Raw genomic sequence first — 26,122 nt, forward strand, 5'->3', positions numbered from 1 at the left:
CCCTCACCCTACCCAAGACGCTCGCCCCCAGATTGCGGCCATGGGACCGTGCGCACGGCATCCCTGGCGTTTTGCCCGGCCACGGTGGGACAAGCTCCGCTGAAGCTTGTAGGTTCCCTTCCGAAGCGCTTGGATGTGCAGGAAAGCACAGATTTTTCCCCGGAGCACCATGCAAGGCCCTGCACAGGACGGATCGGGCGCCCCGGAGCGGGCCGCCGGCGAGGAAGCAGCCAGCTATATCGGCCGCCACGGCGTGCCCGATGTGGTGGAGGTGCTGCTGCCCGACACATCGGGCGTGCTGCGCGGCAAATGGGTGCCGGGCACCGGCATGGCCAAGATCTGGCGCGACGGCGTGCCCATGCCGCGCTCGCTGTTCGGCCTCGACATCTGGGGCCGCGAGGTGAACGCCACCGGCATCCATATCGAGACCGGCGACAAGGACGGCCTCTGTCGCCCCATTCCCGGCACGCTGAGGCCGGTGCCATGGTCGCCGCGCCCGGCCGCGCAGGTGCTGCTGACCATGCATCAGGACGACGGCAGCCCCTGGATGCTGGATCCGCGTCATCAGCTCAAGCGGCAGGTCGCGCGTGCCGCCGCGCTCGGCTTCGTGCCCACGGTGGCTTTCGAACTCGAATTCTATCTGCTGAAGCCGTGGGCGCCGGGCGAAGTGCCGGTGCCGATCTTCCCGCACACGGGGGAGGCGCGGCAGAACATGTATTCCATGTCCGACCTCGATGCCTGCGCACCCGTGCTGCACGAGATGCGGGCGGCGGCGGAAGCGCAGGGCCTGCCCGCCGACACGGTGATCTCGGAAGCCGCTCCCGGCCAGTTCGAGATCAACCTCTACCATCGCCCCGATGCACTGGCGGCGGCCGACGAGGCCATCCTGCTGCGCCGCCTGATCGACGGCGTGGCCCGCAAGCACGGCATGCGCGCCACCTTCATGGCGAAACCCTTCACCGAGTTCGCCGGCAACGGCATGCATGTGCACATCAGCCTCGGCGATGGAGCCGGTGGCAACGCCTTCGCGCGGCCGGAGGGGGAGGGCGAGCGCCTGCTGCGCCATGCGGCCGGCGGGCTGCTGGCCACGATGAAGGACACGCTGCTCTTCTATGTGCCGAGCTATAACGGCTACCGCCGCCTCGTGCCGGCGAGCTACGCGCCCACCGGCATCTCATGGGGCTTCGACAACCGCTCGGTGGCGGTGCGCGTGCCCAACGGCCCGCCCGCCGCGCGACGGCTGGAGCATCGCATCGCCGGAGCGGAGGCGCATCCGCATCTGGTAATGGCCGGCATCCTTGCCGGCATGCTGGAGGGCATCGAGCGCGCGATCGAGCCGCCGCCGCCGCTCACGGGGGATGCCTTCCAGGTGGAGACCGAGCGCCTGTCGCCCTTCATGGGGGAAGCGGTGGCGGGCTTCCTCGGCTCCGATTTCATCGTCCGTACCTTCGGGGAAGAATACCAGCGCATCTATGGGGTGATGAAGCGCGAGGAACTGGCCGCCTTCGAACGCGCCATCCTTCCTCTGGAATACGACACCTATCTCTGAATAGGCCGATGGCCCCGCCGATCAAGGTCAAGAAGATCCGGCCGGCACCGGCCCGTCGCCATGGATAAGCTTGGCCGCAACATCATGACGTGATTGCCCGGCCCGATCCCGTCATCTGTCGTTTTCATGGCCGGAGAGGCGCGAGCCAAACAGAGAGCGGCACTTCCGGATCCAGGTCGCCGGATAACATTTGTTAGGTTTAAGAATAGTCAGCCCTGCGCAGGCTTCCTCTGTTGATCTCCCGCATCCGTACCTCCGTAGGGTGAGGTGCGTTGTGACATGATGCGGTGGGGCACATGGGTAAGAGCGTATGGGCTGCTGGCCAACGGCCGGCATGGATGATGGCGACGCGGCGGCGTGTTTTTGGGGTGCTGGCGGCAGGTGCCCTGCTGCATGCAGGGGTGGCGCAGGCCGAGCCGGTGACGTCCAAGAGCTGGAGCATGTATGACAGCTATACGCAGTCCTATTTTCTCGGCTTCAGCAGCGGAAATGCCCTCAGCGATGTGCTTCAGGGGAGCAGCCGGGCGCTGAACCTCGGCGTGAACCTGCGCGGCCATGCGCTCAACCCGACGGTGGACACCGGCTCCACCGGCATGGCCATCTCCGCCCATTATCTCGGCCTTGACCCGAACACCTTTACCACAGACTCGCCGGGCTGGGTCTTCTACGACAGCTCCGGCCTGCTGCTGACGGGCTATTTCATCAACGATACCATCACCTTCACCCTGGCGACCGATGCCCATGGCAATCCGGTGACGGTGACGTCCCAGGTGCCGGTACTGGTGGTGACAAAGGCCCAGTGTCTCGGCGGCGGCGGCAACAGCGGCAGCTGCCATCTGTCCGAGGCCACCACCACGCAGATGATCGGCATCGGCTTCGGCCGCAACACCATGGGCTCCGGCGCGGTGGACGTGGATACGTCCAATACGGCGAACACGGCGGCCCTTCTGAAGGCCATGGCCGACACGCCGCAGTCCTACAATCCGCTGCTCAACATCGACGGCACCAGTTCATCCACCTATCGCAACGGCTATATCGTCACCCCCACGGGCATCCATCTGGGACTGACGGCAGCCAACACCTCCGCTGCCTACAGCTATGGGCAGCTGGTGCTCGGCCCGTCCCAGACCGGCACCACCTGGCAGATGGCGCAGGCGACCGTGACCGTGGGCAAGACCTCGGGCACCGGCGCGCTGCTGATGGATACGGGCGTCTCGGACGGGTTCATCGGACTGCCCAAGGGCAGCACCATCGTCTCCAGCGACGGCACGGTGGTGACGCTGAGCATTGAGGGCGGCATCGCCACCTACAGCTTCACGCTCGGTGACACGTCCAATCCCCAGGCTCCGACCAAGGTGGACATCTATCACCAGCCGGACAGCAGCTCGTTCGTGAATTCGAGCGTGCACACCTATGCCGGATACAACGTGCTCTATGATGCGGACGGGGGCTTTGTCGGCCTTTCGCTCAATAGCTATGCTGGCGCTTCCACGCAGATCACGCCGATGATCGCGGCGCGCGGAACGCTGGCGCTGACGGCCGATTTCTCCACCGACCTGCCGGTTCTGCTGATGGCGGACAGCACCATCTCCACCAGCTCCAATGCGGTGTTCAATGGTGATTTCACCGGCTCGGGCAGCCTCACGCTGCAGGGCGGGACCATCTACCTCGCCGGCACGCTGAGCCATTCCGGCGGCACGGTGGCGGCACAGGGCATCACCGTGCTCACGGGCACGCTGATCGGCTCGCTGAGCGTCTCGCAGGGCGCTACCTTCGTCGACGCCAATGGCGGCTACAACGTCGCCGCTGGCCAGACGCTCAGCAATGCCGGCACCTTCGCCGCGCCCTCCGGCGTGACGCTGACCAATGCCGGCATCACTGTGAACACCGGCACCGTGGCCGCTGACTTCCTGAACACCGGCGTCACGCTGAATAGCGGCACGTTCTCTGCCAACGTCACCAACAGCGGCACCTTCACCAATAACGGCACCATTTCCGGCACGTTCGAGAACACCGGCACGCTGAACGGCAACGGCACTTTCGGCTCCATGCTGGTGCGCTCCGGCGCGGTGGTGGCGCCGGGCAATTCCATCGGTGTGCACACGCTCACCGGCAACGCCACCTTCGAGCCGGGCTCCGTGCTTCTCGCCGAGCTGGGCGCGCCGGGCACTTCGGACCAGCTCATCGTGGGCGGCACGCTCACCGCCGCCGGCGCCACGCTGATACCTGTGCCCTACACCGGCTTCGTGCCGCTGCTGGGCGCCACCTATCAGGTGATCACTGCCGGCAGCATCGCCTCCAACTTCACCGTCTCCAGCCCCTATTTCGGCGCGCTGGGCACGCTCTATCCCTATCTGGCGCCGACGCTGGACAATACCGGCCTGCTGACGCTCTCGCGCAGCGGCGTGTCCTATGCGGCGCTGGCACCCGCTCCCAATGCCGTGGCGGTCGGCCGCGGCGCGGACAGCCTGCCGCTGACCTCGCCGCTCGCTCGCAGCATGGCGGTTATGAATGCCTATGAGGCGCCCGCCGCGCTCATGAGCCTGTCCGGCGAGATCCACGCCACCGCCCAGAGCACGCTGCAGGTGCAGTCGGCCTATGTGCGCGGCGCGGTGATCGGCCGGCTTGATCAGGCGCTCAGCGGTGCGCCGGGCACGGCGGAAACGCACGTTCTGGACGCGAAGGGCACCACTTTGTGGGCGCAGGCCTATGGCGGCTGGGGCGAGACCCGCGGCACCTTCAATGCCGAGACGTCGCCGCGTTCCATCGGCGGCTTCCTCATCGGCCTCGATGGCGATGTGTCCGGCTGGCGGGTGGGTCTGGCCGGTGGCTTCGGCCAATCGGACTTCTCGGTCGATGGCGTGCCGGGTTCGGGCGGCAGCGACAATTACGATGTGGCGCTCTATGCCGCCCGCCGCTTCGCGGCCGACGCCAACGGCGCCTTCAACCTGCGCCTCGGCGCGGCCTATGGCTGGCATGACCTGTCCGTCTCGCGCTCGGTGACGGTGCCGGGGCAGCAGGCGCTCTACACGTCGGGCTATTCGGCCGGCACCGCGCAGGTGTTCGGCGAGCTGGGCTATGCCTTCGCGCTGGCGAATGTGGGTGTGCCGCTGACGCTGGAGCCGTTCGCGGGCCTTGCGTGGTCCTCGCTCTCCACCGACGGTTTTTCCGAGACGGCGGGCACGGCGACGCTGATCGCCCAGAGCGCGAGCTTCGATACGCTGTATTCGACGCTCGGCGTGAAGGCGCAGACGGTGATCGGGGCGGGCACGGCGCTGCCGTTCACGGTGTCCGGCACCATCGGCTGGCAGCATGCCTATGGCGACGTGACGCCGTCCACCACCTTTGCCTTCGCCGCCGGCTCGGTGCCGTTCACGGTGACGGGCGCGCCGCTCGCCACTGACGCGCTGCTGCTCGGGGCCGGGCTCGGGGCGAAGCTTTCGGATACGGTGGATGTGAGCGTTGCCTATAGCGGCCAGCTCGCCTCCGGCTTCACCGAAAGCGCGGTGAAGGGCAGCTTCAACTGGCGCTTCTGAGGGGCGGGAGAAACAGCACCGTCGCGCCTTTGCCCCCTCCCTAACCCTCCCCCGCAAGCGGGAGAGGGGACCTGTGGCGCTCGCCGCGAGCGGTCACTTCGGGAGTGAAGCGGAAAAGCCCTCTCCCGCCCGAAACCGGCAGACGCCGGTTTCGGCAACGAGATGCCGAAGTCGGAAACATCCGACTTCGGCGCGGGGGAGGGCTGGGAGGGGGCACGGCGGGCGATATCCGCCGGGCCCGCCGCTCCCGTTAGCCGCCAGTTAAGCGGCAGTTCAGCCCTTGGTGAACTGCCGGTAATCCGGCTCGCGGTGGAACCAGAATTCGTAACCATTGACCGCCTTCTGCATGGCCACGTCATGCATGGGCTGGTTCAGCGGCACGATGGGCACGTCGCTCATGCACAGAGCGATGAAGGCCTTCACCGCCTCGGCATATTCGGCCTTGTCGGTGGCGAAGCGCGCCTTGTCGATCAGCTTGTCCATCTCCGGGCTCTTGTAGGCGGAGATGTTGAAGATCGAATTGTTGCCGTGCAGGTTCCAGTAGAAATAATACTCCGGATAATCCAGCCAGCCGCTGAACCGATTGAGCGCCATGGGCAGCTCCTTCTTGTTCAGTGTGGTGCGCCAGTTGGCGCCGGGGATCTTCTCCACGCTCGCCTTGATGCCGATCTTGGCCAGATTCTCCTGAATGAGCAGCGCGGTGGGCTCGCCCACGGTGGCGGTGCCCACGTCGATGGAGAGGGTCGTCTCCAGCCCGTTCGGGAAGCCGGCCTCCGCCATCAGCGCCTTGGCCTTCTCAAGGTTGGTCGCATAGGGGAAGGGCTGCGGCCACACCGGCTCGGACGGCGTCGCGCTTGCTGCCCCATACATGGGCTTGGCGCGCCCGAAGAAGGCGTTGTCCTGAATCTGCTGGTAGGGCAGGGCGTAAGCCACGGCCTGCCGCAGCTTCACATTGTCGAACGGCGGCTTCGACGTGTTCAGCGCGATGTACCAGAGGCAGTTGGGGATCGGCACGCCGACCACCTTCACCTTGGCCTCCTTGATGAGCTGCTCGAAATCCTTGGGCGGGAAGCCGGCGGAGAGGTCGGCGTCGCCACGCTCCAGCATGGCGCGGCGGGTGCCGGCGGAAGGCACGTCGCGGATGATGATGCGGCGGATGGACGGCAGCTTGCCGTTCTTCCAGCCATCGAAGCGGGTGAGGATGGTCTCCGTGCCCGGCTTCCAGCTCTCCACCTTGTAGGCGCCGCCGCCAGCGGTGTTGGCCTTCAGCCAGGCCATTGCCCAAGGATCGTCCGCCGTGGCGTTTTTCTGGGCCAGGGTGGAGTTGATGATGAAGGGCACCACCACGGCCACGTTGAACAGCAGCAGCTTGTCCTTGCGCAGATAGTCGATGCGGAAGGTGTGGTCGTCCACGACCACGAACTGCTCCTTCTTCTCCAGCGAGCCGGCGGACATCTGGAAGGTGGGGAAGCCGCCCACGCTCACCGCGCGGTCGAAGGACCATTTCACGTCCTTGGCCGTCACCGGCGTGCCGTCGTGGAAGGTGGCGTCCTTGCGCAGATGGAAGGTGCAGGACATGCCGTCCGCCGCCTCTTCCCACTTCTCCGCCAGCTCCGGCGTCAGGGTGGCACGGTCATAGGAGAGCGTGCCGTCGGGCAGCTTCACCTCGCCATAGGAGAGCAGGCGGTCATAGGTGTTCCACGACAGGCCGTTCACGGTCTGGTTGGAGCCGACGCCATGCATGTCGAGGCTGTTCGGCCCCAGCTCCTGCACCACCAGCAGGGTTTCGTTGCGGTTCTGCGCCATTGCCTGCCCGCCGCCGAGCAGCATGGCGAGGCCGAGCGTGCCCGTGCCCTTCATCAGGGTGCGGCGGTTCATCGAAAGGCAATCCGGCTTGTCCGCCAGCGACATGGCTCTTCTCCCCACTCCGCCCATCCGCTGCGGATGGCGCGCGGGGAGCCCCAAGCAAGTCCCATGCCTTGCGGTGCGTCCCCATGGCGGGCGAGGTGCGGCGATCCTGCAGCCGGGAATTGATGCGGATCAAAGCCGGCTCACGGCATGAGCCTAGCCTCGGCCACGCCTTGCGGCAGGCGACAAGCCGGCTGGGGGCATCCCGGGGAGGGGACAGGAATGACAACAGAGGCTGCCATGTTCATCACCGCCGCTCTGGCGGTGTTCGTGTGCTTTGCTGCCGCGCTGGCCTGGGGCGACGTCCATACCCGAAAGCCGCGATGACGTTTCCATCCGGATCGCCGTCCGGTCCCCCGTGCGGGGCGGGGTCGCATGACCCCGGAGGTGGTGATCCCGAAAGCGCCGGTGGGGCCGCTTGCATGCCGGCTCCCATGCGCTGCCGCTCCATCCCGGGGCGCAGATCGCAGCCGAGGCCCGCATTTGGCTTGGGCGGGTGCGCGATCTGAACCCGCCGCTCCCGATGGTAGAGGCTGAAAAGGAAAGGCCCGGCGCTTGGCGCCGGGCCTTTCCTGTTTCTGGAGCTCTAGGTGGGGGAATTGCCGAGGTTGCAAATCATGACGCGGAGCGTGGCGAATCGCGCACACTGTTGCAGATATGCGCTGGGAAACGGCTGGAGATTGAATTCATGGCTCCCTTCAAAATGCAGGAGCGGGATGTAGATCTTTTCATTCTCGAAGAGTTGCACGCCGACAGTGGGTTTGCGGACTGGTTGGCCGCTCGGATCGGAATTGAAGGGGCGACTTTCTCCGACGCGGCTCATTCCGTGTCCGCAAAGGCAAACGCAAAGTGGGGTGAGACCGACGTTCTTGCCTATTTCGATAAGGCCGGAGCGCGGATTGCGGTGCTGATCGAAGACAAGATCAGCGCACGTTTTGCCGATGCTCAGTGTGACAGGTATCACGAGCGAGCGAATGAGCTTCTGGGTGAGGGATTGGCTGTGGAATACAAGCTTGTCCTGATCGCACCTGATACATACCTCTCAAGTGTTCCCAAGAGCGATACTTGGCATTGCCAGCTTGCGATTGATGACATTGCCTCATGGTTCGCGCAGAAAAATGGATCTCACGCCAACTGGCGTGCATCCGCTCTTCAGTCATGCTTGGAGAATGTGAGTAAAATAATGTCTGCGCCCAAGATAGAGGTTAAGAATTTCTCCGAAGAATTTTCAAACTTCCTAAGGAGTAATGCCCCTGAATTTAGTCATGATCCAACGGGAGATGCCTATGGCCTGTCTGTTAAATGGGTAAATAGGCCGACTGGCTTCTCAATATTTTGGAAGGTGAGTCAGGATCTGGTCGATCTTGAGATGATGGGAGATCATCGTAGCCGGATAGGGACCCTTAAAGACAAAGTGGGGCTGGTCGATCGTTCAAAGGCGAGCACGGGGATGCTCGGCATCCCCGTGAAAACGGCCTCGTGGGGGCAACCGCTCTCCGAGCAATTGGACGTGGTGAACGAAGTCGTTGCCGCTTGCCAACGACTTCGCTTGGTTGCCCTGGAACTTGCTGCGATGCCCTAGTTGTCGAGGAAGCTGCGCAGCTTGCGCGACCGCGAGGGGTGCTTGAGCTTGCGCAGGGCCTTGGCCTCGATCTGGCGGATACGCTCGCGGGTCACGGAGAACTGCTGGCCCACTTCCTCAAGGGTGTGGTCCGTGTTCATGCCGATGCCGAAGCGCATGCGCAGCACGCGTTCCTCGCGCGGCGTCAGCGACGCGAGAACACGCGTCGTCGTCTCGCGCAGATTGCTCTGGATCGCGGCGTCGATGGGCAGGATCGCGTTCTTGTCCTCGATGAAGTCACCGAGATGCGAATCCTCCTCGTCGCCGATGGGCGTTTCGAGGGAGATCGGCTCCTTGGCGATCTTCAGGACCTTGCGGACCTTCTCCAGCGGCATGCCCAGCTTCTCGGCCAGCTCTTCCGGGGTCGGCTCGCGGCCGATCTCGTGGAGCATCTGGCGCGAGGTGCGCACGATCTTGTTGATGGTCTCGATCATGTGGACCGGGATGCGGATGGTCCGCGCCTGGTCGGCGATCGAGCGGGTGATGGCCTGACGGATCCACCACGTGGCATAGGTCGAGAACTTGTAGCCGCGCCGGTACTCGAACTTGTCGACCGCCTTCATGAGGCCGATGTTGCCCTCCTGGATCAGATCCAGGAACTGCAGGCCGCGGTTCGTGTACTTCTTGGCGATGGAGATGACGAGGCGCAGGTTGGCCTCGACCATTTCCTTCTTCGCCTGCCGGGCTTCCTTCTCGCCCTTCTGCACCATCTGCACGATCTTGCGGAACTCGGCGATTTCCAGCGCCGTCTCCGTGGCGAGCGCGTGGATGTCGCCGCGCAGGGTGTGGATGCCGTCCTTCTCGTGGGCGACGAAGTTCTTCCAGCCGCGCGAGCCGAGCTTGGAGACGCGCAGCAGCCACTTCGGGTCCAGCTCGTAGCCCTGATACTGGCGCAGGAAGTCGTCGCGGGCGACGCCATAGCTCTCGGCCAGGCGCAGCAGGCGACCCTCAAGGCCGACGAGGCGCTTGTTGATCTCGTAGAGCTGCTCCACCAGTGCGTCGATGCGCGCCTGATTGAGCGAAAGCGACTTCACGTCGAGGACGAGGTCTTCCTTGAGCTTCTTCGCCTTGCGCTCCTGCGCGGGCGAGAGAGTCTCGTTCTTCAGCTTGGATTCGACATTCTGGTCCTGCAGGCGCCGCAGCTTCTTGTAGCTGTCGGCGATGCGGTCGAACGTCTCCACCACCTTGGGCTTGATCTCGGTCTCCATGGCGGCGAGCGACAGGGAGTTCTCCATGTCGTCTTCGTCGTCATTGGGGGAGGCGCCGTCGCCCAGGATGCCGTCTTCGCCCTGCTCGGGGGCGAGCGCGGGGTCGCCCTCGATCACCGGGGCGTTCTTGCCCTCGGGGCCGGCATAGGTGGCTTCCAGATCGATGATGTCGCGCAGCAGCACGCGGCCTTCGGTCAGCTCATCGCGCCAGATGATGATGGCCTGGAAGGTCAGCGGGCTCTCGCACAGGCCGGCGATCATCGCCTCGCGGCCGGCCTCGATGCGCTTGGCGATGGCGATTTCGCCTTCGCGGGAGAGCAGCTCCACGCTGCCCATCTCGCGCAGATACATGCGCACCGGGTCGTCGGTGCGTTCGCCGGGCTCGGACTTGGTCTCGGAGCGCACGACGGCGCGGGGCGCCTGCTCGGTGAGCTCGCCGCCCTCGACCTCTTCCGGCTCGTCCGCTGATTCGCCCTCTTCGGACGCTTCCTCGGCCTCGGCTTCCTCGGCCTCGATGACGTTGATGCCCATGTCGTTGAGCATGGCGAGGGTGTCCTCGATCTGCTCGGAGGTCACCTCCTCGGAGGGCATCACTTCATTGAGCTGCTCATAGGTCACGTAGCCGCGGCGCTTGGCAGACTTGATCATCTTCCGGACGGCCGCGTCCGAAAGGTCGAGCAACGGCCCATCAGGGGCGTCGGTCTCCTTCTCCGGAGCTTCGGTCGTCTCGGTGGCCTGCTTCGCCATGGACATCTCCTGCACATCGCCGCCCTGCGGCGAATAAGGCGGGGTGCCTGCCGGCACATCCCCCCTGTTCCCAACTCTAACGCGGGCCACCCTAGAGCGATCCCGTTAAACCAGCCTGAAGGCGGCTCCAAGCCCAAAACGGCAGCAAGGGCCGAGCCAACGCCTCAAAAAACGCAGGTCAGCCAGAACTCAGAGCCGGATCGCCCCAGATGGAAACCACCTGATGCGTGAATCCGCCTTCCGAAACCTAACGTGCAGGTCCGCGTCCCGACGAGGCACCGAACCCCTCCACCAGGGCGTCCATGCCTTCAACCGTGGAAAGGCGTTCCCGCACATCGCGCAGCCATGCGAAATTGGCTTCGCTCGGCTCCTCACCCAGAGTTCTTTCAGCTTCCCGTAATTCCCTAGATAGCGCGTGAGCCTTGCGATGCAAGGCCGAGCGTTGCAGCCACCAGAGTCGCACATCCTCTCGCCCGGTATCCGGGTATGCCGGCCAGTCCATGCGGGGGTTGGCGAGGCCGCGTACCCGCTGGGCCAGCGCGTCCAGATCATCCCGCGAGAGATGGCTTTCCAGCGCCTCGGCTTCATGCACGCCGTCCAGATGCGCCTCCACGAGGGCACGCCGCAGCCGTTCGGCATCCTTATTGGCCAAGGGCAGATCGGAGACGTCCTCCGCATAGTCCTCCAGCAACCAGGGATGGTTGATGAGGCAGAACAGCAGCAATGCCTCATTGCGCGGCATGCTGGTGAGCGGTCCGCGCACGATGGCGCTGCGGGCCAGTTCCCCGCCCGTCACCAGCGGCATCTCGCGGGGGCCGAAGCGGTCATTCCTGCCGCGCCCGCCACCACGTTGGCCGCCGCCGGAGGACGCCCAGCCGCCGCCGCTCCAGCTTCCGCCGCCCGATCCGCCCTCGAATCGGCGCTGCCGGTTCTCGGCCTGCGGGTTGAGCAGCCGGCGCAGGCGCTCGCGCAGGTCCTGCGTGTAATGGCGGCGGACATTCTCGTCCTGAATGGCGGCCACCGCCTCGCCGATGCGCGCTTCCAGCGCCGCCCGGCGCTCGGGGGTATCGAGATTGACGCCTTCGGTCTCCCGCGCCCACAGCATGGCGGACAGGGGCTGAGCCTGCGACAGAACGCCCTCCATGGCCTCCCGCCCGCTGGAGCGGATGAGATCGTCCGGGTCCTGGCCGTCGGGCAGGGTGCCGAAGGAGAGGCTCTTGCCAGGCTTGATGTGGGGCAGGGCAAGGCCGATCGCGCGGAAGGCGGCGCGGCGGCCGGCCTTGTCGCCGTCGAACAGCAGCACCGGCTCGTCGGCCATGCGCCACAGCAACTGAAGCTGTTCCTCGGTGAGCGCGGTGCCGAGCGGGGCGACGGCGCCCTCGAACCCGGCTTCCACCAGCGCGATCACGTCCACATAGCCTTCCACTGCGATGAGGGGCGCGCCCTTGGAGGTGGCGGCGCGGGCGGTGTGGGCGTTGTAGAGCAGCGAGCCCTTGTGAAAGAGCGTGGTCTCGGGCGAGTTCAGATATTTCGCCGGGACATCCTTCTCCAGCGCCCGGCCGCCGAAGGCGACGACCCGGCCCTTCAGGTCGGTGATGGGGAACATCACACGATCCCGGAAGCGGTCATATGGTACCGGGATGTCGTCGCCGGAGATGAGCAGCCCGGTCTCGATCATGTCGGAGACGGGCACGCCGGCCTTGCCGAGCGCCTCCTTCAGGGCGAAGCGCTCGCCCTGGGCATAGCCGAGACGGAACCGCTTCTGTGTGCCCGGCCCGAGGCCACGGTCGGACAGATAGCCCCGCGCCTTGGCGCCGGCGCGGGCCTGAAGCTGGTCCTCGAAGAAGGCGGCAGCCATCTCCATGACCTCGTGCAGGCCGCGCCTGCGGGCTTCCTTGGCGGCGACTTCCGGGGTGATGTCCGGCAGCTGGAGGCCCGCCATGGAGGCGAGCCGCTCCACCGCCTCGCCGAACGGCACGCCTTCGGTCTCCATCAGGAAGTCGAAGACGTCGCCATGCTTGCCGGAGGAGAAGCAGTGATAAAAACCCTTCTGGTCATTGACGAAGAAGGAGGGGGTCTTCTCGGCATTGAAGGGCGAGAGGCCGGCGAATTCGCGGCCCTGCTTCCGGAGCTTCACCCGCCGCCCGACCACGTCCGACACCGGAACCCGGGTGCGGATTTCTTCGAGGAAGGAGGGCGGGAAGCGCATGCCGGCTGTCTCAGGTCCACAAACGGCTGCGGGAAAGCTCAGCCGGAAAATCTAGCGCGGGCAGAACGCAAAAGGCGCCCCGGCCGGAAGGGCCAAGGCGCCGATACCCGCTATCCCCATTATTCACTGCCGGGGTTAAGCCCCCGCCAATGGGTTCACACCGCCGTCAGGGCGTCCCGCACCCAGGGGGAGGCCTTGCTGAAGTCGATGGCGCCGGCGTGGCGCATCTTCAGCTCGGTCATCACCTTGCCCATGTCCTTGATGCCCTTGGCGTCGATCTCGGCGACCACCTTGGCGATGGCGGCGCGGGTGTCGGCCTCGGAGAGCTGCTTGGGCAGGAAACCCTGGATCACCACGATTTCCTCGCGCTCCTGCGCGGCAAGCTCGGGGCGGTTGTTCTCCTCGTAGATCTTGGCGCTTTCCTCGCGCTGCTTGACCATCTTGGCCAGCAGGGCGCGCAGGTCGTCCTCGGAGATGGGATCCTTGCCGAGGCCACGCGCGTCGATGTCGCGATCCTTCAGCGCGGCACTGATGAGACGCAGGGTGGAGGTCCGGCACTTGTCCTGGGCCTTCACCGACTCTTTAAGCGCGGTGGCGATCTGGTCACGCAGCAAGGGAAAACCTCTTTCAACTTGTTCAAAACGAACGGGTCAAACCGTGGCATGCGCCGGGGAGCGGGGCTGGGCTCCGCTCCGGGCGCAGATCTGGGGGGTGAGCGCGGCCCTTGTCACCAGCGGCATCCTCAGGTAGCCGGGCATCAGCGCACAAAAACACGCGCGCATGGCTGGCATCGCCGCGCGCGACCCCTTATTTAGGCGATCCATGACCCAGGAACAAGACGCACAGGCCGCCGGCACCGCCGGAGGCTGGACCGAACCGAAGCCGACCGCCCTTCTGGTTCTCGCTGATGGCACCGTGCTCGAAGGCTTCGGCTTCGGCGCGGCCACCGAGGGCGTGGGCGAGGTGTGCTTCAACACCGCCATCACGGGCTACGAGGAAATCCTCACCGATCCCTCCTATGCCGGGCAGATCATCACCTTCACCTTCCCCCACATCGGCAACGTGGGCACGAACGAGGAGGACATCGAGACGGTGTCCGCCGCCGCCGTGTCCGGCGTGCGCGGCGTGGTGGTGCGCGGTGCGGTGACGGATCCTTCCAATTATCGCGCCACCCGGCATCTGGATGCCTGGCTGAAAGCCCGCGACATCCCCGCCATCTCCGGCGTGGACACCCGCGCGCTGACCGCCCTCATCCGCGAGGGCGGCATGCCCAACGCGGTGCTGGCCCACAATCCGGACGGCGTGTTCGACATAGAGGCGCTCAAGGCCAAGGCCAGGGAATGGCCGGGTCTTGTCGGCATGGACCTCGTGCCCGGCGTGACCTCCGCCCAGCGCTTCAACTGGGACGAGACCGAATGGACGTGGCCGAAGGGCTACGGGCAGGAGGGCGCGCCCAAGTATCATGTGGTCGCCATCGACTATGGCGTGAAGCGCAACATCCTGCGCCTGCTGGCCACGGCCGGCTGCAAGGTGACGGTGGTGCCCGCCACCACCTCCGCCGAAGAGGTGATGGCGCTGCAGCCGGATGGCGTGTTCCTGTCCAACGGTCCCGGCGATCCGGCGGCCACGGGCGAATATTCCGTGCCGGTGATCCGCGAGCTGATCGCGAAGGACATCCCGACCTTCGGCATCTGCCTGGGCCACCAGATGATCGGCCTCGCGGTCGGCGGGCGCACCATGAAGATGCATCAGGGCCATCACGGCGCGAACCATCCCGTGAAGGACATGACCACCGGCAAGGTGGAGATCACCTCCATGAACCACGGTTTCGCCGTGGACCGCGACAGCCTGCCGGCCAATGCGGTGGAGACCCATGTCTCGCTGTTCGACGGCTCGAACGCGGGCATCGCGCTCTCCGACAAGCCGGTGTTCTCGGTGCAGTATCATCCCGAGGCCAGCCCCGGCCCGCGCGACAGCCACTATCTGTTCGCGCGCTTTGTGGAGCTGATGGCGAAGAACAAGAAGGCGGCCTGAGCCGTCTTTTTCGCCGCACCACTGCTGAGACAAGAAAAAAAAGCGCCCGGCCGAAAGGTCCGGGCGCTTTTCTTTTTGGAGGCCGTAAGCCGCCCTGCTCAGTCGAGGAAGTCGCCGTGGGCTTCCACGTGCCGGGCGAGGCCGAGCGTGTGCTCGCGCACGAGGCGCTCGGCGAGGTCCGTATCGCGCTTCTCGATGGCTTCCACGATCTTGGTGTGATCGACGATGGAGCGCTGGGCGCGGTGGTCCTGTCCGATCGTCACCTTGCGCACGCCGCGCATGTGGGGGAACAGGTTGTCGGTGGTCTCCACCAGCAGCTGGCAGCCCGAGATGCGGATGATGAGGCGGTGGAAGGCGAGGTTGGCCTCGCTGTATTCGGAGACGAAATTCTCCGGATCGCGATCGGCGAAGGCGCGGACATTCTCGCGCAGCATCTTGATGTCGGCGTCGGAGGCCACCTGGCAGGCGAGGCGGGCGGCCATGCTCTCCAGAGCGGCCCATACCGTGATCATCTCAAGCACTTCCTGCTTGCTCTTGCGCACCACGAAGATGCCGCGCCGCGGCACGGAGCGCACGAAGCCTTCCTGCTCCAGAAGCGTCATGGCCTCGCGGATCGGGGTGCGGGAAACCCCCAGCTTTTCCGAGAGCTGGCGCTCTTCAAGGCGGATTTCTTCCTCGTGGCTGTAGATGTCCATCTCCATGATGGCAGCCTTGAGGGCCTTGTAGGCCTTCATCCGGAAGCTCGATTCGGTCTCGATCGGCTTCACGTTGATATCCTGGTACGTCATCTGACCCTTGCCTGATCCAGGCCGTTACGGCCGTTTCACATTGTCAGTGTTGGGCTCAGGCGCCACAGCCCACCCGCGCACAAAACGCGCGCGACTCCCCCTGGGTGGTTCGGCACCCCGCATACAACATACTCTGTGTCACCTCTTGGCGGAGAGAGCAAGCAAGCGTGTTGTCTCAGTTTAGGCCAGCAAAGACGAGAGAACCGGTTGCGTTGCAACGTAAAAGGGTGCTTTCGGCTGCGGCACTGCTTATTGACATTACGTATTCTGAATACCAGCATGGTTCCACAGAGGGGTTCCAAACAAGCGAGGGATCCCAACGCGGCCGGCCTCAGGCGCTGCGCAGTGCCTGCGGGAAGCATCCCGCAGCGTCAAGCCAGATGAGGTGGATGCCATGATTACGGTCGACGATATTCTTCGCGAGAAACGCGACACCCGCATCGTGACGGTGCGCATGAACGAGACGGTGGCCACCGCGGCCATGATCATGCGGCGGGAGAACGTCTCCTCCGTGGTGGTCAAGGACGTGTGCCGCACGGAAGGAAATACGGTGGCTGGCGTGTTCTCCGAGCGCGACGTCACCCGCGCGCTGGCGGAGCACGGCGCGAACGCGCCCTCCGTGGGCGTGGCGACCTATCTGAAGCGCGAGGTCATCTCCTGCACGCTGCGCGACAGTGTCGTCACCGTGCTGCGGCTCATGGACGAGCATCAGGTGCGCCATCTGCCGGTGCTGGAGGAGCATGCGCTGGTGGGCGTGATCAGCGCCACCGACCTCATGCGCCACTATCTGCACGAGTCCGAAGTGGCGCCTTTTGCCGATCCCGCCCAGGGCGGCGTGGCCATCGCGCTTGCTGCACTGCGCTAGAAATGACCTTTGAAGACGGCTGCAAAACATTTGCAGCCGTCGCGTATGGATGGTACGCTTTGTACTTGGTATACGAGATACTGTAGACGTTAAGTCAGGTGCGGACGCCAGACGCGCCAAATGAAAAGAGCCCGGACCAGCTAAAAGCTGGCCGGCGGAAAAAGAGACGAAGTCTTATTCCCGCAGCTTGGGGCGGGTGGTTTCAAAAGGCCGGCACAGACCGGTCACGACAATAGTCAAAAGGGCAGGACCCAGGGGTTAGAGGCATGGCCAAGGCACTCGAAGGCGTGCGCATCCTGGACATGACACATGTCCAGTCGGGGCCCTCCGCGACGCAATTGCTCGCGTGGATGGGGGCGGACGTCATCAAGATCGAAATGCCGCGTCGGGGCGACATCACGCGCAGCCAGCTGCGCGACCGCTCGAACGTGGACAGCCTGTATTTCGCGATGCTGAACGGCAACAAGCGCAGCGTCACGCTCAACATCAAGTCCACGCAGGGGCAGGATGCCCTCGTGCGCCTCATCGAGCGTTGCGACGTGCTGGTGGAGAATTTCGGCCCCGGCGTGCTGGAGCGGCAGGGCTTCTCCTACGAGCGCATCGCCCAGATCAATCCCCGGCTCATCTATGCGTCCATCAAGGGCTTCGCCGGCGTCGAGACGCAGGATGCGAAGGCCTATGAGACCATCGCCCAGGCCATGGGCGGGGCCATGAGCACCACCGGCTTCCAGTCCGGCCCGCCCACTGCCTCCAGCATGCAGGTGGGCGACACCGGCACCGGCATCCATTGCGTGGCCGGCATCCTCGCCGCGCTGTTCCAGCGCACGGTGACGGGCAAGGGCCAGCGGGTGGACGTGGCCATGCAGGATTGCGTGGTGAACCTGCTGCGGGTGAAGCTGCGCGACCAGCAGCGCCTCGCGTCCGGCCCGCTTGTCGAATATCCCGGCGCGCCCCAGGGCGAGGCCGTGCCCCGCGCGGGCAATTCCTCCGGCGGCGGTCAGCCGGGAGCTGCGCTGCGCTGCGCGCCCGGCGGAGAGAACGACTTCTGCTACGTCATCATCCAGCCGCAGGGCTGGGCGCCGCTGATGCGCCTGATCGGCCGCAAGGATCTGATCGAGGACGCCCGCTTCGCCTCCCATGAGGCGCGGGCCGAGCGGCTGGAAGCCTGCTTCGAGGTGATCGAGGCCTGGACGCGCAAGCGGACCAAGCACGAGGTGATGAAGGCGCTTTCGGCCATCGACGTGCCGTGCGGCCCCATCCTCTCCACCAAGGACATCATCGAGGACCGCAGCCTCTATGAGCGCGGCTTCCTCGTGGACGTGCCCCATCCCGAGCGGGGCAATTACGTCACCGTGGGCTCCCCGATCCAGCTCTCCGAGAGCGCGGTCGAGGTGGAGCGCGCCCCTCTTCTCGGCGAGCACACGGAAGAAGTGCTCGCCTGGATCGGCTTCGATCCCGACGACATCGCCAGCATGCGGGCCTCCGGGGCCGCATAGAGCCGGATCGGTTCGGATTTGATCGATCTGAGCCGTGAATCCGCCTCTAAAGCTTTGATAGGGAATGTCTTCCGGACATGCCCTAGCGTCGTTGGGTCGAACGTTACGGAGCTTTTGCTCCAAGGGACCGGGACGCTTCCGGTGCGGCCGCGCCAAAGGCCGGACAGGAAGCGCCCCGAAGGAAAGGATGAGTTCTCGCCAAAGGCCGCCTCATGAGGGACCAAAATAAGAGGGTGAGGCCGGCTTTACTTCCATAGAAAAAGAAAAATCATCTCATCAGGGGTAGGAAACATGGTTGCTCAAGCAGGGAGCGGTTCAGTGCTATCCTCGCGCTGGCTGCAATTGATTGCGGGTATCGTCTGCATGGTCGCGGCCGCGAACATCCAGTATAGCTGGACGCTGTTCGTGCCCGAGATCCAGAGTGCGAATGGCTGGAGCCGCGCTTCGATTCAGGTGGCCTTCACGATCTTCGTGGTGGTGCAGACCTGGCTGACGCCCATCGAGGGCTATTTCATCGACAAGTACGGCCCGCGCGCCGTGGTGTTCGTGGGCGGCTTCTTCACCGGCCTGTCCTGGATCATCAATTCCTACGCCACCTCCCTGACCGGCTTCTATGTGGGCGCGGTGATCGGCGGCATCGGCGTCGGCTGCGTCTACGCAACCTGCGTGAACAGCGCGCTGAAGTGGTTCCCGGACAAGCGCGGCCTCGCAGTCGGCCTGATGGCGGCGGGCTACGGCTCGGGCACCGTCTTCACGATCATGCCTATCGCTGCCATGATCAAGACCTCTGGCTACAGCTCCACCTTCTTCTTCTTCGGTGTGCTGCAGGGCGCGATCATCCTGCTGGCGGCTGGCTTCCTGCGGGCGCCCGGCAACCGGGAAGTGGTCTATTCCTCCAGCGTTGCGCAGTCCCGCCGGGACTATACGCTGGGTGAAGCACTCCGCACCCCGGTGTTCTACGTCATGCTCGCCATGTTCATCTTCACCGTCACCGGCGGTCTGATGGCGGTGGCTCAGCTGGGCGTGATCGCCGAAGACCTTGGCGTGAAGCATGTGGAAGTGAACCTCTACTTCTTCGCCATGGCTGCCCTGCCGTTCGCCCTGATGCTGGACCGCATCCTGAACGGCTTCTCCCGCCCGTTCTTCGGCTGGATCTCGGACCATATCGGCCGTGAAAAGACGATGTTCTTCGCCTTCGCCATGGAAGGCATCGGCATCATCGCCCTCGGCACGTTCGGTCACAATCCGTGGGCGTTCATCATTCTCTCCGGCATCGTCTTCCTTGCCTGGGGTGAAGTTTACTCCCTGTTCTCCGCGACTGCGGCGGATACCTTCGGCTCCAAGCATGTGGGTAAGATCTACGGCGTTCTCTACTGCGCCAAGGGTTTTGCGGCTCTGCTTGTTCCGATCGCCAACATCATCATGGAAGCAACGGGCAGCTGGTCGACGGTTCTTTACCTCGTCGCCGCCATGGATCTGACCGCCGCTTTCGCTGCGCTTTTCGTCCTCAAGCCGATGCTGGCGCGCCATCATCGCCTGAACGAAGCCGCGGCCAACGCAACGCAAGCGCGCGAGGCTGCCGCCCGCGCCTGACAAAGAGCCCTCTGTCGTCCTCGGACGACCCCTCATGGCCCCGGCTCTGCCGGGGCCTTTTTTTGTTCGCGGCGCGCGGCGCGCCCGTACGGCCCTGAAAACGCTTCTGGACGTCGTTTCGGGAAGGTGTTTATCTGTGCCCGGCGTGATGATTTGAGAACAATCTCATCAATCCGCCCAAATGAACCACGTGCCTCAGCGTTGATTGAAATAAATCCGCAAACAGGTGTGGTTTCCGTTTTTAGCGAAAACGCACACCTTGGCCCGCATGTCCTTGATAAACAAGGATACGTAGCGGTTACATAACCGTAATTTGCATGTTTGGTGCCCCTCTTCCATGGGACGAAGGTGACGGTACGCAAGCCGGTTCCCCAACGCCAATTGGGTCCGGCAAACAAGAATGGCGACCGTCACGGGCCGTTCATCGACCAGATCTCCGTCAACCGGATTTCGATGACACCAATCGTGGAAGGGTAGGAAATGTCGGCAAGTCAAACCGCAAGTCAGGGACCGTTCGGCGGACGCTGGCTGCAACTGGTGATCGGCATCGTCTGCATGTCGATGATCGCCAATCTGCAATATGGCTGGACGCTCTTCGTCGAGCCCATCAATGAGAAGTACGGCTGGGGTCGCCCCGCCATTCAGGTGGCCTTCACCATCTTCGTTCTCACCGAAACCTGGCTGGTGCCCATCGAGGGCTGGTTCGTCGACAAGTTCGGCCCGCGCATCGTCGTCTTCATCGGCGGCATCCTGTGCGCCGCCGCCTGGGCGATGAACTCGGTCGCCTCCTCGCTCGCCATGCTCTATGTCTCGGCGGCCATCGGCGGCATCGGTGCCGGCGCGGTGTACGGCACTTGCGTGGGTGCGGCGCTGAAGTGGTTCCCGGATCGCCGCGGTCTCGCCGCCGGCCTCACCGCCGCCGGCTTCGGCGCGGGTTCGGCCCTCACCATCGTCCCCATCGCCTCGATGATCGAGAGCGCCGGCTACCAGCAGACCTTCCTCGTGTTCGGCCTGCTTCAGGGTGGCGTGGTGCTCCTCGTCTCGCTGCTGCTGAAGAGCCCGAAGGAAGGCCAGGTGCCCAAGGTCGTCAGCAGGGGCGTGGTGCAGTCCCGCCGCAATTACGGCCCCGGCGAGATGGCCAAGGCTCCGGTGTTCTGGGTCATGTATCTGATGTTCGTGCTGGTGGCGGCGGGCGGCCTGATGGCGACGGCCCAGCTCGGCTCCATCGCCAAGGACTTCAAGATCGCCGACGTGCCGGTGAGCCTGATCGGCATCACCATGCCGGCGCTGACCTTCGCGCTGTCCATCGACCGCGTGCTGAACGGCCTCACCCGTCCGTTCTTCGGCTGGGTGTCGGATAACATCGGCCGCGAGAACACCATGTTCATCGCCTTCGCGCTGGAAGCGGTGGGCGTGCTGGCTCTGGCCAAGTTCGGTGCCAACCCGATCGCCTTCGTGCTGCTGACCGGTCTCGTCTTCTTCGCCTGGGGCGAGATCTACTCGCTGTTCCCGGCGACCTGCGGCGACACCTTCGGCTCGAAGTTCGCCACTACCAATGCCGGCATGCTCTACACCGCCAAGGGCACGGCGTCCCTCGTGGTGCCCTTCGCCAGCATCGCGGTGGCGCAGTTCGGCAACTGGGACATGGTGTTCGTGGTCACGGCAGCGGTGAATGCCATCGCAGCATTGATGGCGCTCTTCGTCCTGAAGCCCATGCGGGCCCGCTTCGTCGCCCAGGCGGCAGTGGTGCCGGAAGAGGCGATCAAGACCCGGGCCGAAATCGCCCACTGAGTGGCGCGCTTCGCGGATAGGGACGATCCCCGGTGCATCGGGGATCGGCACCTTCAAGATCAGATCCCCGGCGCGAGCCGGGGATTTGTCGTTTTAAGGGGTGCGCACGGCCGCGATACGCAACGCCGGCCGGCGCGATCTCGGGAAGAAGGGTAGGGGAGCCTGAGGCTCAGAGCGCGCGGGGGAAGGACGCCCAGGCGGGCTCATACTCTTCGGCCGGCTTGTCGCCGCCGAACTTGGTCTGCGCGCGGGTCTCGGTCAGCGCCACAGCGGGCGCGCCAGCAAAGGCCGGGGTCGCAGCGGGAACCGACACACGCAGCACCGCGCCGAGGGTGTCGAGCAGACGCGAGAGGGTGGTAGCGGTCGCGGTCGTCATTTTCGCCTCCGGGCACGGCCTCGCCGTGCCTCTGGTGATCCGGGGGCGCCACCGCGGCGCCCCTCGTTTCGTGAAGGCATACTGACTTAAAGCTGCGATCCGTGGTATACAAAATAATGCAGATCGAGGTCTGCATTGCTGCATAGCAATGACGTCTAGGAAGGTGAGAGGCTTCGCAGGTGCGAAAGCGTTCCTGCGGTTGAGTCCGTGGTGCCCTTCGGCACCGCAGCACCCGTCACCGCGGGCAGGAAATCGGTAGCCAGTTCCTTACCCAACTCCACGCCCCATTGATCGAAGGCGTCTATGCCCCATGTGGCGGCCTCTATGAACACGCGGTGCTCATAGAGTGCGATGATGCGCCCCAGGGTGAAGGGATCGAGCAGGGTGTAGGACAAGGTTGTAGAGGGCCGGCTGCCGGGGAAAACGCGGTGCGGTGCAACACGGGCGACCGTGGCTTCATCCATGCCCTTGGCGCGGAGCTGGGCCTGTGCCTCCTCCAGCGTCCGGCCACGCAGCAGGGCCTCCGATTGCGCGAGGCAATTGGCGATCAGCAACTCATGGTGGGTGCGCAGATGGGGCTCATGCCCTTGAGCGGCAATGAGGAATTCCACCGGGATCACGTCCGTGCCCTGATGCAGCAGCTGGAAGAAGGCGTGCTGCGAATTGGTGCCGGGCTCGCCCCACACCACCGGCCCCGTGGGCCGCGTCACCGCCTCGCCCTCCAGTGTCACGCTCTTGCCGTTGCTCTCCATGTCCAGCTGCTGGAGATAGGCGGGCAGGCGGGCGAGGCGCTGGTCGTAGGGGATGACCGCGCGGGTCGGGTAGCCGCACACGTTCCGGTGCCACAGGCCCACCGCCGCCAGCAGCGCCGGGAGATTCTCCTCCAGCGGGGCATGGCGGAAATGCTCGTCGATGGCCGCGCCCCCGGCGAGGAAGTCGGCGAACAGGGCCGGGCCGATGGCGATCATCAGCGACAGGCCCACCGCCGACCAGACGGAATAGCGCCCGCCCACCCAGTCCCAGAAGCCGAAGGCGCGCTCGGTGTCGATGCCGAAGGCCGCCACCTTGTCGAGCGCCGTGGAGACGGCGGCGAAATGCGCGCTCACCGCGCCTTCGCCCTGCGACGCCACCAGCCAGGCCCGCGCGGTGCGGGCATTGGTCATGGTCTCGATGGTGGTGAAGGTCTTGGATGCGACGATGATCAGCGTGGTGGCCGGATGCAGCGGCTTCAGCACGTCATGGATGTGCGCGCCGTCCACATTGGAGACGAAGTGCAGGCGCGGGCCGTCGTGATAGGGGGCGAGCGCCAGCGTCGCCATGGCCGGGCCGAGGTCGGAGCCGCCGATGCCGATGTTCACCACATCGGTGAAGGCCTGCCCGCGCGCGCCGGAGATGATGCCGGAGCGCACGCCCTCGGAGAAGGCGGCGAGGCGGGCCAGCGTGTCGCGGATCTCCGGCTTGGCGTCGGCGCCATCCACCAGAATGGGCGCGCTGGAGGTGTCGCGCAGTGCCGTGTGCAGCACCGCACGGTCCTCGGTGACATTGATGTGCGCGCCCGCGAACATGGCGTCGCGCCGCTCTTCCACGCCGGCCGCGCGCATGAGCGCGAAGGTGGCGGCCAGCGCCTCCTCGGTCAGCGAGGTCTTGGAGAAATCCAGCAGCAGGTCGCCGAGGCGGCCGGAGAAGCGGCCGAAGCGCCCCTCGGTCTCGAACAGCTTTGCCAGTGGCGTGCCCTGGGTTTCGGCGCGCAGCGCGGCGAGCTTGTCCCATGCCGCTGCCACCGCCGCTGCATTGGTCGCCGGTGCCTTGTCCTTCGGGGTCTTGGTCATGGGGTGATCTCCGTCAGGGGCACCACAGCACGTCGAGCGGGCGTGGGCTGTGCAGTAGGATGGCGCGGATAGGACGCTCCAGCGCATCGCCCGGTTCCCGCGCCGCATCGAGCACCATGCGCTTGTGCGGGCCCTCGATGTGCAGGAACAGCGCGTCGGCGCCGATCAGCGGCCGGATGGTGAAGGTGATGCGCGGCTCGCCAGCGGTGGCCGCATGCACGGCCACGAGGTCGGCATCGGTGCGCGGGTCGATGGCGGCGTAAAGCGTCGGCGCGCCGGGAAAGAAGGAGGCGGTGTGGGCATCGTCGCCCATGCCCAGCACCACCGCCGCGAACGGGCGGGGCACCATGGCCATGGCCGCATGGGCGTCCTCCAGCCCGTCCTCGGGGGTGGCATCGCCCGTATAGAGCGGCACGAAATGGGCGGCCGCCGCCGGGCCCTGCAGCAGATGGCGGCGCACCAAAGCGGCATTGGAGCGCTCGGAGGTTTCCGGCACCCAGCGCTCGTCCACCAGCGTCACGGTGATCTTGTCCCAGTCCAGCGGCGCGCCGGAGAGGGCCTCGAAAAAGCGGATGGGGGTGCGGCCGCCGGAGACGGCGAGGGAAGCGGCGCCGTCGCTGGCGATGCGCCGGCGCAGGGCTTCGGCCACATGGGCGGCGAGCGCACGGGCCAGCGCCTCCGGGTCCGGATGGGCGGTCAGCGCGATGGGTAAAAGATCGCCGTCATCGTCGGACGAGGTCTCGGTCATGGCAGGTTCCGTTTCGGATGGCCCCCGCTGCCGTCACGGGGCAGGGGGCGGAGAAACGCGCAAGGCAACACGGACGCGGAGAACGCGGGCAAGGGGACGCAGGCAAGAGGAACGCAAGGCGAGAACAGCACAGGAGCATGTGCGCGGGGGCGCAGGCAAGGCGGGCTCCCGCCGCACGGGACCGGCGGCGCGGTGCCGGATCGGTCCCGTGGCAGTCCTCCTGCCGGTCAGTCGTCCTGCCAGGTGCGGCCGTCGCGCTCGATGAGCGCGATGGAGGCCGACGGTCCCCATGTGCCGGCGGTGTAGGGCTTGGGTGTTTCGTTCGAGGCTTTCCAGGCGTCGAGGATGGGGTCGATCCAGGTCCAGGCCGCTTCCACTTCGTCGCGGCGCATGAACAGGGTCTGGTTGCCCCGCACCACGTCCATGAGCAGGCGCTCATAGGCATCGGGGTTCCGCACCCCGAAGGCCTCGGCGAAGCTCATGTCCAGCGGCACGTGCTGGAGGCGCATGCCGCCCGGGCCGGGATCCTTGATCATCAGCCACAGCCGCACGCCCTCGTCCGGCTGGAGGCGGATGACGAGGTGATTGGCGCTGATCGGGCCGGCGCTGCCGTCGAACACGGAGTGCGGGATGGGCTTGAAGGCGACCACGATCTCCGACACCCGGCTGGCCAGCCTTTTGCCGGAGCGCAGATAGAAGGGCACGCCCGCCCAGCGCCAGTTGGCGATTTCCGCCTTCAGCGCCACGAAGGTCTCGGTGTTGCTCTCCGGCGAGCCCAGTTCGTCCAGATAGCCGGACACCGCGCCGCCCGCAGACGCCCCGGCGCGATACTGGCCGCGTACGGTCAGATGCGGCGCGCTCTTTTCGTCGATGGGCACGAGGGCTTTCAGAACCTTCAGCTTCTCGTCACGCACCGCGTCCGCGTCCATGGAGACGGGCGGCTCCATGGCCACGAGGCAGAGCAACTGGAGGATGTGGTTCTGCACCATGTCGCGCAGGGCGCCGGCCGTATCGTAATAGCCCGCGCGGCCGGCGGTGCCGATGCTCTCGGCCACCGTGATCTGCACATGGTCGATATGGGCGTTGTTCCACACCGGCTCGAACAGGGCATTGGCGAAGCGCAGCGCCATGAGGTTCTGCACCGTCTCCTTGCCGAGATAATGATCGATGCGGAACACCGATTCCTCGGGGAAGACCCTGCCCACGGCTTCGTTGACCTTGCGGGCCGATTCGAGATTCTTGCCCACGGGCTTCTCGACCACCACGCGGGTCTTGGGCGTGACGAGGCCATACTGGCCGATGCGGCTGCAGATATCGTCGAACAGGTCCGGCCCCACCGCGAGGTAGAAGACGCGCACCCGGTCTTCGCCATCGGCGAGATGGGCTTTCAGTTCGGACCAGCCCTCGTCGGAGACGGCATCCACCGCCACATAGTCCACCCGGTCGAGGAAGCGGGCGAGGCGCTGGGCCTCGATGGTGTCGATGCCGTCGCGATCCTCCACGGCGTCGCGGGCCAGCTCCTGATATTCCGCGCGGGTCATGGGGCGGCGCGAGACGCCGATGATGCGCGCCTCGGGGGGAATCTGACCGGCGAGGTCCCGTTCATAGAGCGCGGGCAGCAGCTTGCGCTTCGCCAGATCGCCGGTGGCGCCGAACACCACAATGTCGAACGGGTCCACGGTGATGACGCGAGCAACCATTTCACCTCCACCGGCCAGCCTCCGGGGCCGGCCATCAGTGCGTGTTCAGACCCCTTCTAGCAAATCCATCGCGTCGATGGTGCGACCATCCGGGGGCAACGTTAAAGCGCGGGCGTGACCGTGG

The 26,122-nt window shown here is 65.4% G+C and carries 17 protein-coding genes; 8 read left to right on the forward strand and 9 right to left on the reverse strand.

All coding sequences use genetic code 11. The annotated features are described in order from the left end of the window. Nucleotides 1–169 precede the first annotated feature (169 nt). Nucleotides 170–1,549: a glutamine synthetase family protein gene (locus IEW24_RS13105; RefSeq protein WP_188579223.1), complete on the forward strand. Its 1,380-nt coding sequence runs from the start codon at nucleotides 170–172 to the stop codon at nucleotides 1,547–1,549. Nucleotides 1,550–1,845: 296 nt separating this feature from the next. Continuing rightward, a complete protein-coding gene (locus IEW24_RS13110) occupies nucleotides 1,846–5,085 on the forward strand; it encodes an autotransporter outer membrane beta-barrel domain-containing protein (protein WP_188579225.1) in 3,240 nt (1,079 codons plus the stop codon). 273 nt (nucleotides 5,086–5,358) lie between these two features. Here the strand turns inward: IEW24_RS13110 and IEW24_RS13115 are convergent, their stop codons facing one another. Further along, nucleotides 5,359–6,945 (reverse strand): ABC transporter substrate-binding protein, encoded by a 1,587-nt coding sequence (locus IEW24_RS13115; protein ID WP_373870069.1) that lies wholly within the window; start codon nucleotides 6,943–6,945, stop codon nucleotides 5,359–5,361. Between the two features lie 466 nt (nucleotides 6,946–7,411). Here IEW24_RS13115 and IEW24_RS13120 point away from each other — a divergent pair, with 466 nt between their 5' ends. Beyond that, nucleotides 7,412–8,575: a PDDEXK-like family protein gene (locus IEW24_RS13120; protein WP_188579227.1), complete on the forward strand. Its 1,164-nt coding sequence runs from the start codon at nucleotides 7,412–7,414 to the stop codon at nucleotides 8,573–8,575. Here the strand turns inward: IEW24_RS13120 and rpoD are convergent. The 3 genes from rpoD to IEW24_RS13135 form a co-directional block, all read right to left on the reverse strand. Then, nucleotides 8,572–10,569 carry an RNA polymerase sigma factor RpoD gene (gene rpoD / locus IEW24_RS13125; protein WP_188579229.1) on the reverse strand — a complete coding sequence of 666 codons (1,998 nt, stop codon included), beginning with the start codon at nucleotides 10,567–10,569 and terminating at the stop codon, nucleotides 8,572–8,574. The two genes, IEW24_RS13120 and rpoD, sit on opposite strands and share 4 nt — an antisense overlap. Nucleotides 10,570–10,816: 247 nt before the next feature. After that, a complete protein-coding gene (dnaG, locus tag IEW24_RS13130; protein WP_188579231.1) occupies nucleotides 10,817–12,778 on the reverse strand; it encodes a DNA primase in 1,962 nt (653 codons plus the stop codon). Between the two features lie 155 nt (nucleotides 12,779–12,933). Continuing rightward, nucleotides 12,934–13,392 carry a GatB/YqeY domain-containing protein gene (locus tag IEW24_RS13135; protein ID WP_188579233.1) on the reverse strand — a complete coding sequence of 153 codons (459 nt, stop codon included), beginning with the start codon at nucleotides 13,390–13,392 and terminating at the stop codon, nucleotides 12,934–12,936. A gap of 208 nt (nucleotides 13,393–13,600) precedes the next feature. On the opposite strand from IEW24_RS13135, the gene carA reads away from it, so the two are divergent. Next, nucleotides 13,601–14,812, forward strand: coding sequence for a glutamine-hydrolyzing carbamoyl-phosphate synthase small subunit (carA, locus tag IEW24_RS13140; RefSeq protein ID WP_188579235.1), 1,212 nt, complete (start codon nucleotides 13,601–13,603; stop codon nucleotides 14,810–14,812). Between the two features lie 98 nt (nucleotides 14,813–14,910). Here the strand turns inward: carA and IEW24_RS13145 are convergent, their stop codons facing one another. Continuing rightward, the gene (locus IEW24_RS13145; protein WP_188579238.1) at nucleotides 14,911–15,600 is read right to left on the reverse strand and encodes a GntR family transcriptional regulator; all 690 of its coding nucleotides are present in this window, start codon (nucleotides 15,598–15,600) and stop codon (nucleotides 14,911–14,913) included. Between the two features lie 394 nt (nucleotides 15,601–15,994). On the opposite strand from IEW24_RS13145, the gene IEW24_RS13150 reads away from it, so the two are divergent. The 4 genes from IEW24_RS13150 to oxlT (IEW24_RS13165) all read left to right on the forward strand — a co-directional run bounded on the left by IEW24_RS13150 (nucleotide 15,995) and on the right by oxlT (IEW24_RS13165) (nucleotide 21,345). Next, nucleotides 15,995–16,465, forward strand: coding sequence for a CBS domain-containing protein (locus IEW24_RS13150; protein WP_188579240.1), 471 nt, complete (start codon nucleotides 15,995–15,997; stop codon nucleotides 16,463–16,465). Nucleotides 16,466–16,731: 266 nt separating this feature from the next. Then, a complete protein-coding gene (gene frc, locus IEW24_RS13155; RefSeq protein ID WP_188579242.1) occupies nucleotides 16,732–17,961 on the forward strand; it encodes a formyl-CoA transferase in 1,230 nt (409 codons plus the stop codon). A gap of 291 nt (nucleotides 17,962–18,252) precedes the next feature. Beyond that, nucleotides 18,253–19,554, forward strand: a complete 1,302-nt coding sequence (gene oxlT, locus IEW24_RS13160; protein WP_188579244.1) for an oxalate/formate MFS antiporter — start codon at nucleotides 18,253–18,255, stop codon at nucleotides 19,552–19,554. 480 nt (nucleotides 19,555–20,034) lie between these two features. Further along, nucleotides 20,035–21,345 (forward strand): oxalate/formate MFS antiporter, encoded by a 1,311-nt coding sequence (gene oxlT, locus IEW24_RS13165; RefSeq protein WP_188579246.1) that lies wholly within the window; start codon nucleotides 20,035–20,037, stop codon nucleotides 21,343–21,345. Between the two features lie 169 nt (nucleotides 21,346–21,514). On the opposite strand, the gene IEW24_RS13170 is transcribed toward oxlT (IEW24_RS13165), so the two are convergent. From IEW24_RS13170 to zwf, 4 genes are all read right to left on the reverse strand, one after another. Further along, the gene (locus IEW24_RS13170; RefSeq protein WP_188579249.1) at nucleotides 21,515–21,721 is read right to left on the reverse strand and encodes a hypothetical protein; all 207 of its coding nucleotides are present in this window, start codon (nucleotides 21,719–21,721) and stop codon (nucleotides 21,515–21,517) included. Nucleotides 21,722–21,876: 155 nt separating this feature from the next. Continuing rightward, nucleotides 21,877–23,550 carry a glucose-6-phosphate isomerase gene (gene pgi, locus IEW24_RS13175; protein ID WP_188579251.1) on the reverse strand — a complete coding sequence of 558 codons (1,674 nt, stop codon included), beginning with the start codon at nucleotides 23,548–23,550 and terminating at the stop codon, nucleotides 21,877–21,879. 13 nt (nucleotides 23,551–23,563) lie between these two features. Next, nucleotides 23,564–24,298: a 6-phosphogluconolactonase gene (gene pgl / locus IEW24_RS13180; protein ID WP_188579253.1), complete on the reverse strand. Its 735-nt coding sequence runs from the start codon at nucleotides 24,296–24,298 to the stop codon at nucleotides 23,564–23,566. 227 nt (nucleotides 24,299–24,525) lie between these two features. After that, nucleotides 24,526–25,998 carry a glucose-6-phosphate dehydrogenase gene (zwf, locus tag IEW24_RS13185; protein ID WP_188579255.1) on the reverse strand — a complete coding sequence of 491 codons (1,473 nt, stop codon included), beginning with the start codon at nucleotides 25,996–25,998 and terminating at the stop codon, nucleotides 24,526–24,528. Nucleotides 25,999–26,122 lie beyond the last annotated feature (124 nt).

Source organism: Azorhizobium oxalatiphilum (assembly GCF_014635325.1).
GTDB classification, from domain to species: domain Bacteria; phylum Pseudomonadota; class Alphaproteobacteria; order Rhizobiales; family Xanthobacteraceae; genus Azorhizobium; species Azorhizobium oxalatiphilum.

Excerpts from the sequence above, each read along its gene's own strand:
- IEW24_RS13105 (WP_188579223.1), top strand. The coding sequence starts at position 170 with ATGCAAGGCCCTGCACAGGACGGATCGGGCGCCCCGGAGCGGGCCGCC.
- IEW24_RS13110 (WP_188579225.1), top strand. The coding sequence starts at position 1,846 with ATGGGTAAGAGCGTATGGGCTGCTGGCCAACGGCCGGCATGGATGATG.
- IEW24_RS13115 (WP_373870069.1), bottom strand. The coding sequence starts at position 6,945 with ATGAAGGGCACGGGCACGCTCGGCCTCGCCATGCTGCTCGGCGGCGGG.
- rpoD (WP_188579229.1), bottom strand. The coding sequence starts at position 10,569 with ATGGCGAAGCAGGCCACCGAGACGACCGAAGCTCCGGAGAAGGAGACC.
- dnaG (WP_188579231.1), bottom strand. The coding sequence starts at position 12,778 with ATGCGCTTCCCGCCCTCCTTCCTCGAAGAAATCCGCACCCGGGTTCCG.
- carA (WP_188579235.1), top strand. The coding sequence starts at position 13,601 with ATGACCCAGGAACAAGACGCACAGGCCGCCGGCACCGCCGGAGGCTGG.
- IEW24_RS13145 (WP_188579238.1), bottom strand. The coding sequence starts at position 15,600 with ATGACGTACCAGGATATCAACGTGAAGCCGATCGAGACCGAATCGAGC.
- IEW24_RS13150 (WP_188579240.1), top strand. The coding sequence starts at position 15,995 with ATGATTACGGTCGACGATATTCTTCGCGAGAAACGCGACACCCGCATC.
- frc (WP_188579242.1), top strand. The coding sequence starts at position 16,732 with ATGGCCAAGGCACTCGAAGGCGTGCGCATCCTGGACATGACACATGTC.
- oxlT (WP_188579244.1), top strand. The coding sequence starts at position 18,253 with ATGGTTGCTCAAGCAGGGAGCGGTTCAGTGCTATCCTCGCGCTGGCTG.
- oxlT (WP_188579246.1), top strand. The coding sequence starts at position 20,035 with ATGTCGGCAAGTCAAACCGCAAGTCAGGGACCGTTCGGCGGACGCTGG.
- IEW24_RS13170 (WP_188579249.1), bottom strand. The coding sequence starts at position 21,721 with ATGACGACCGCGACCGCTACCACCCTCTCGCGTCTGCTCGACACCCTC.
- pgi (WP_188579251.1), bottom strand. The coding sequence starts at position 23,550 with ATGACCAAGACCCCGAAGGACAAGGCACCGGCGACCAATGCAGCGGCG.
- pgl (WP_188579253.1), bottom strand. The coding sequence starts at position 24,298 with ATGACCGAGACCTCGTCCGACGATGACGGCGATCTTTTACCCATCGCG.
- zwf (WP_188579255.1), bottom strand. The coding sequence starts at position 25,998 with ATGGTTGCTCGCGTCATCACCGTGGACCCGTTCGACATTGTGGTGTTC.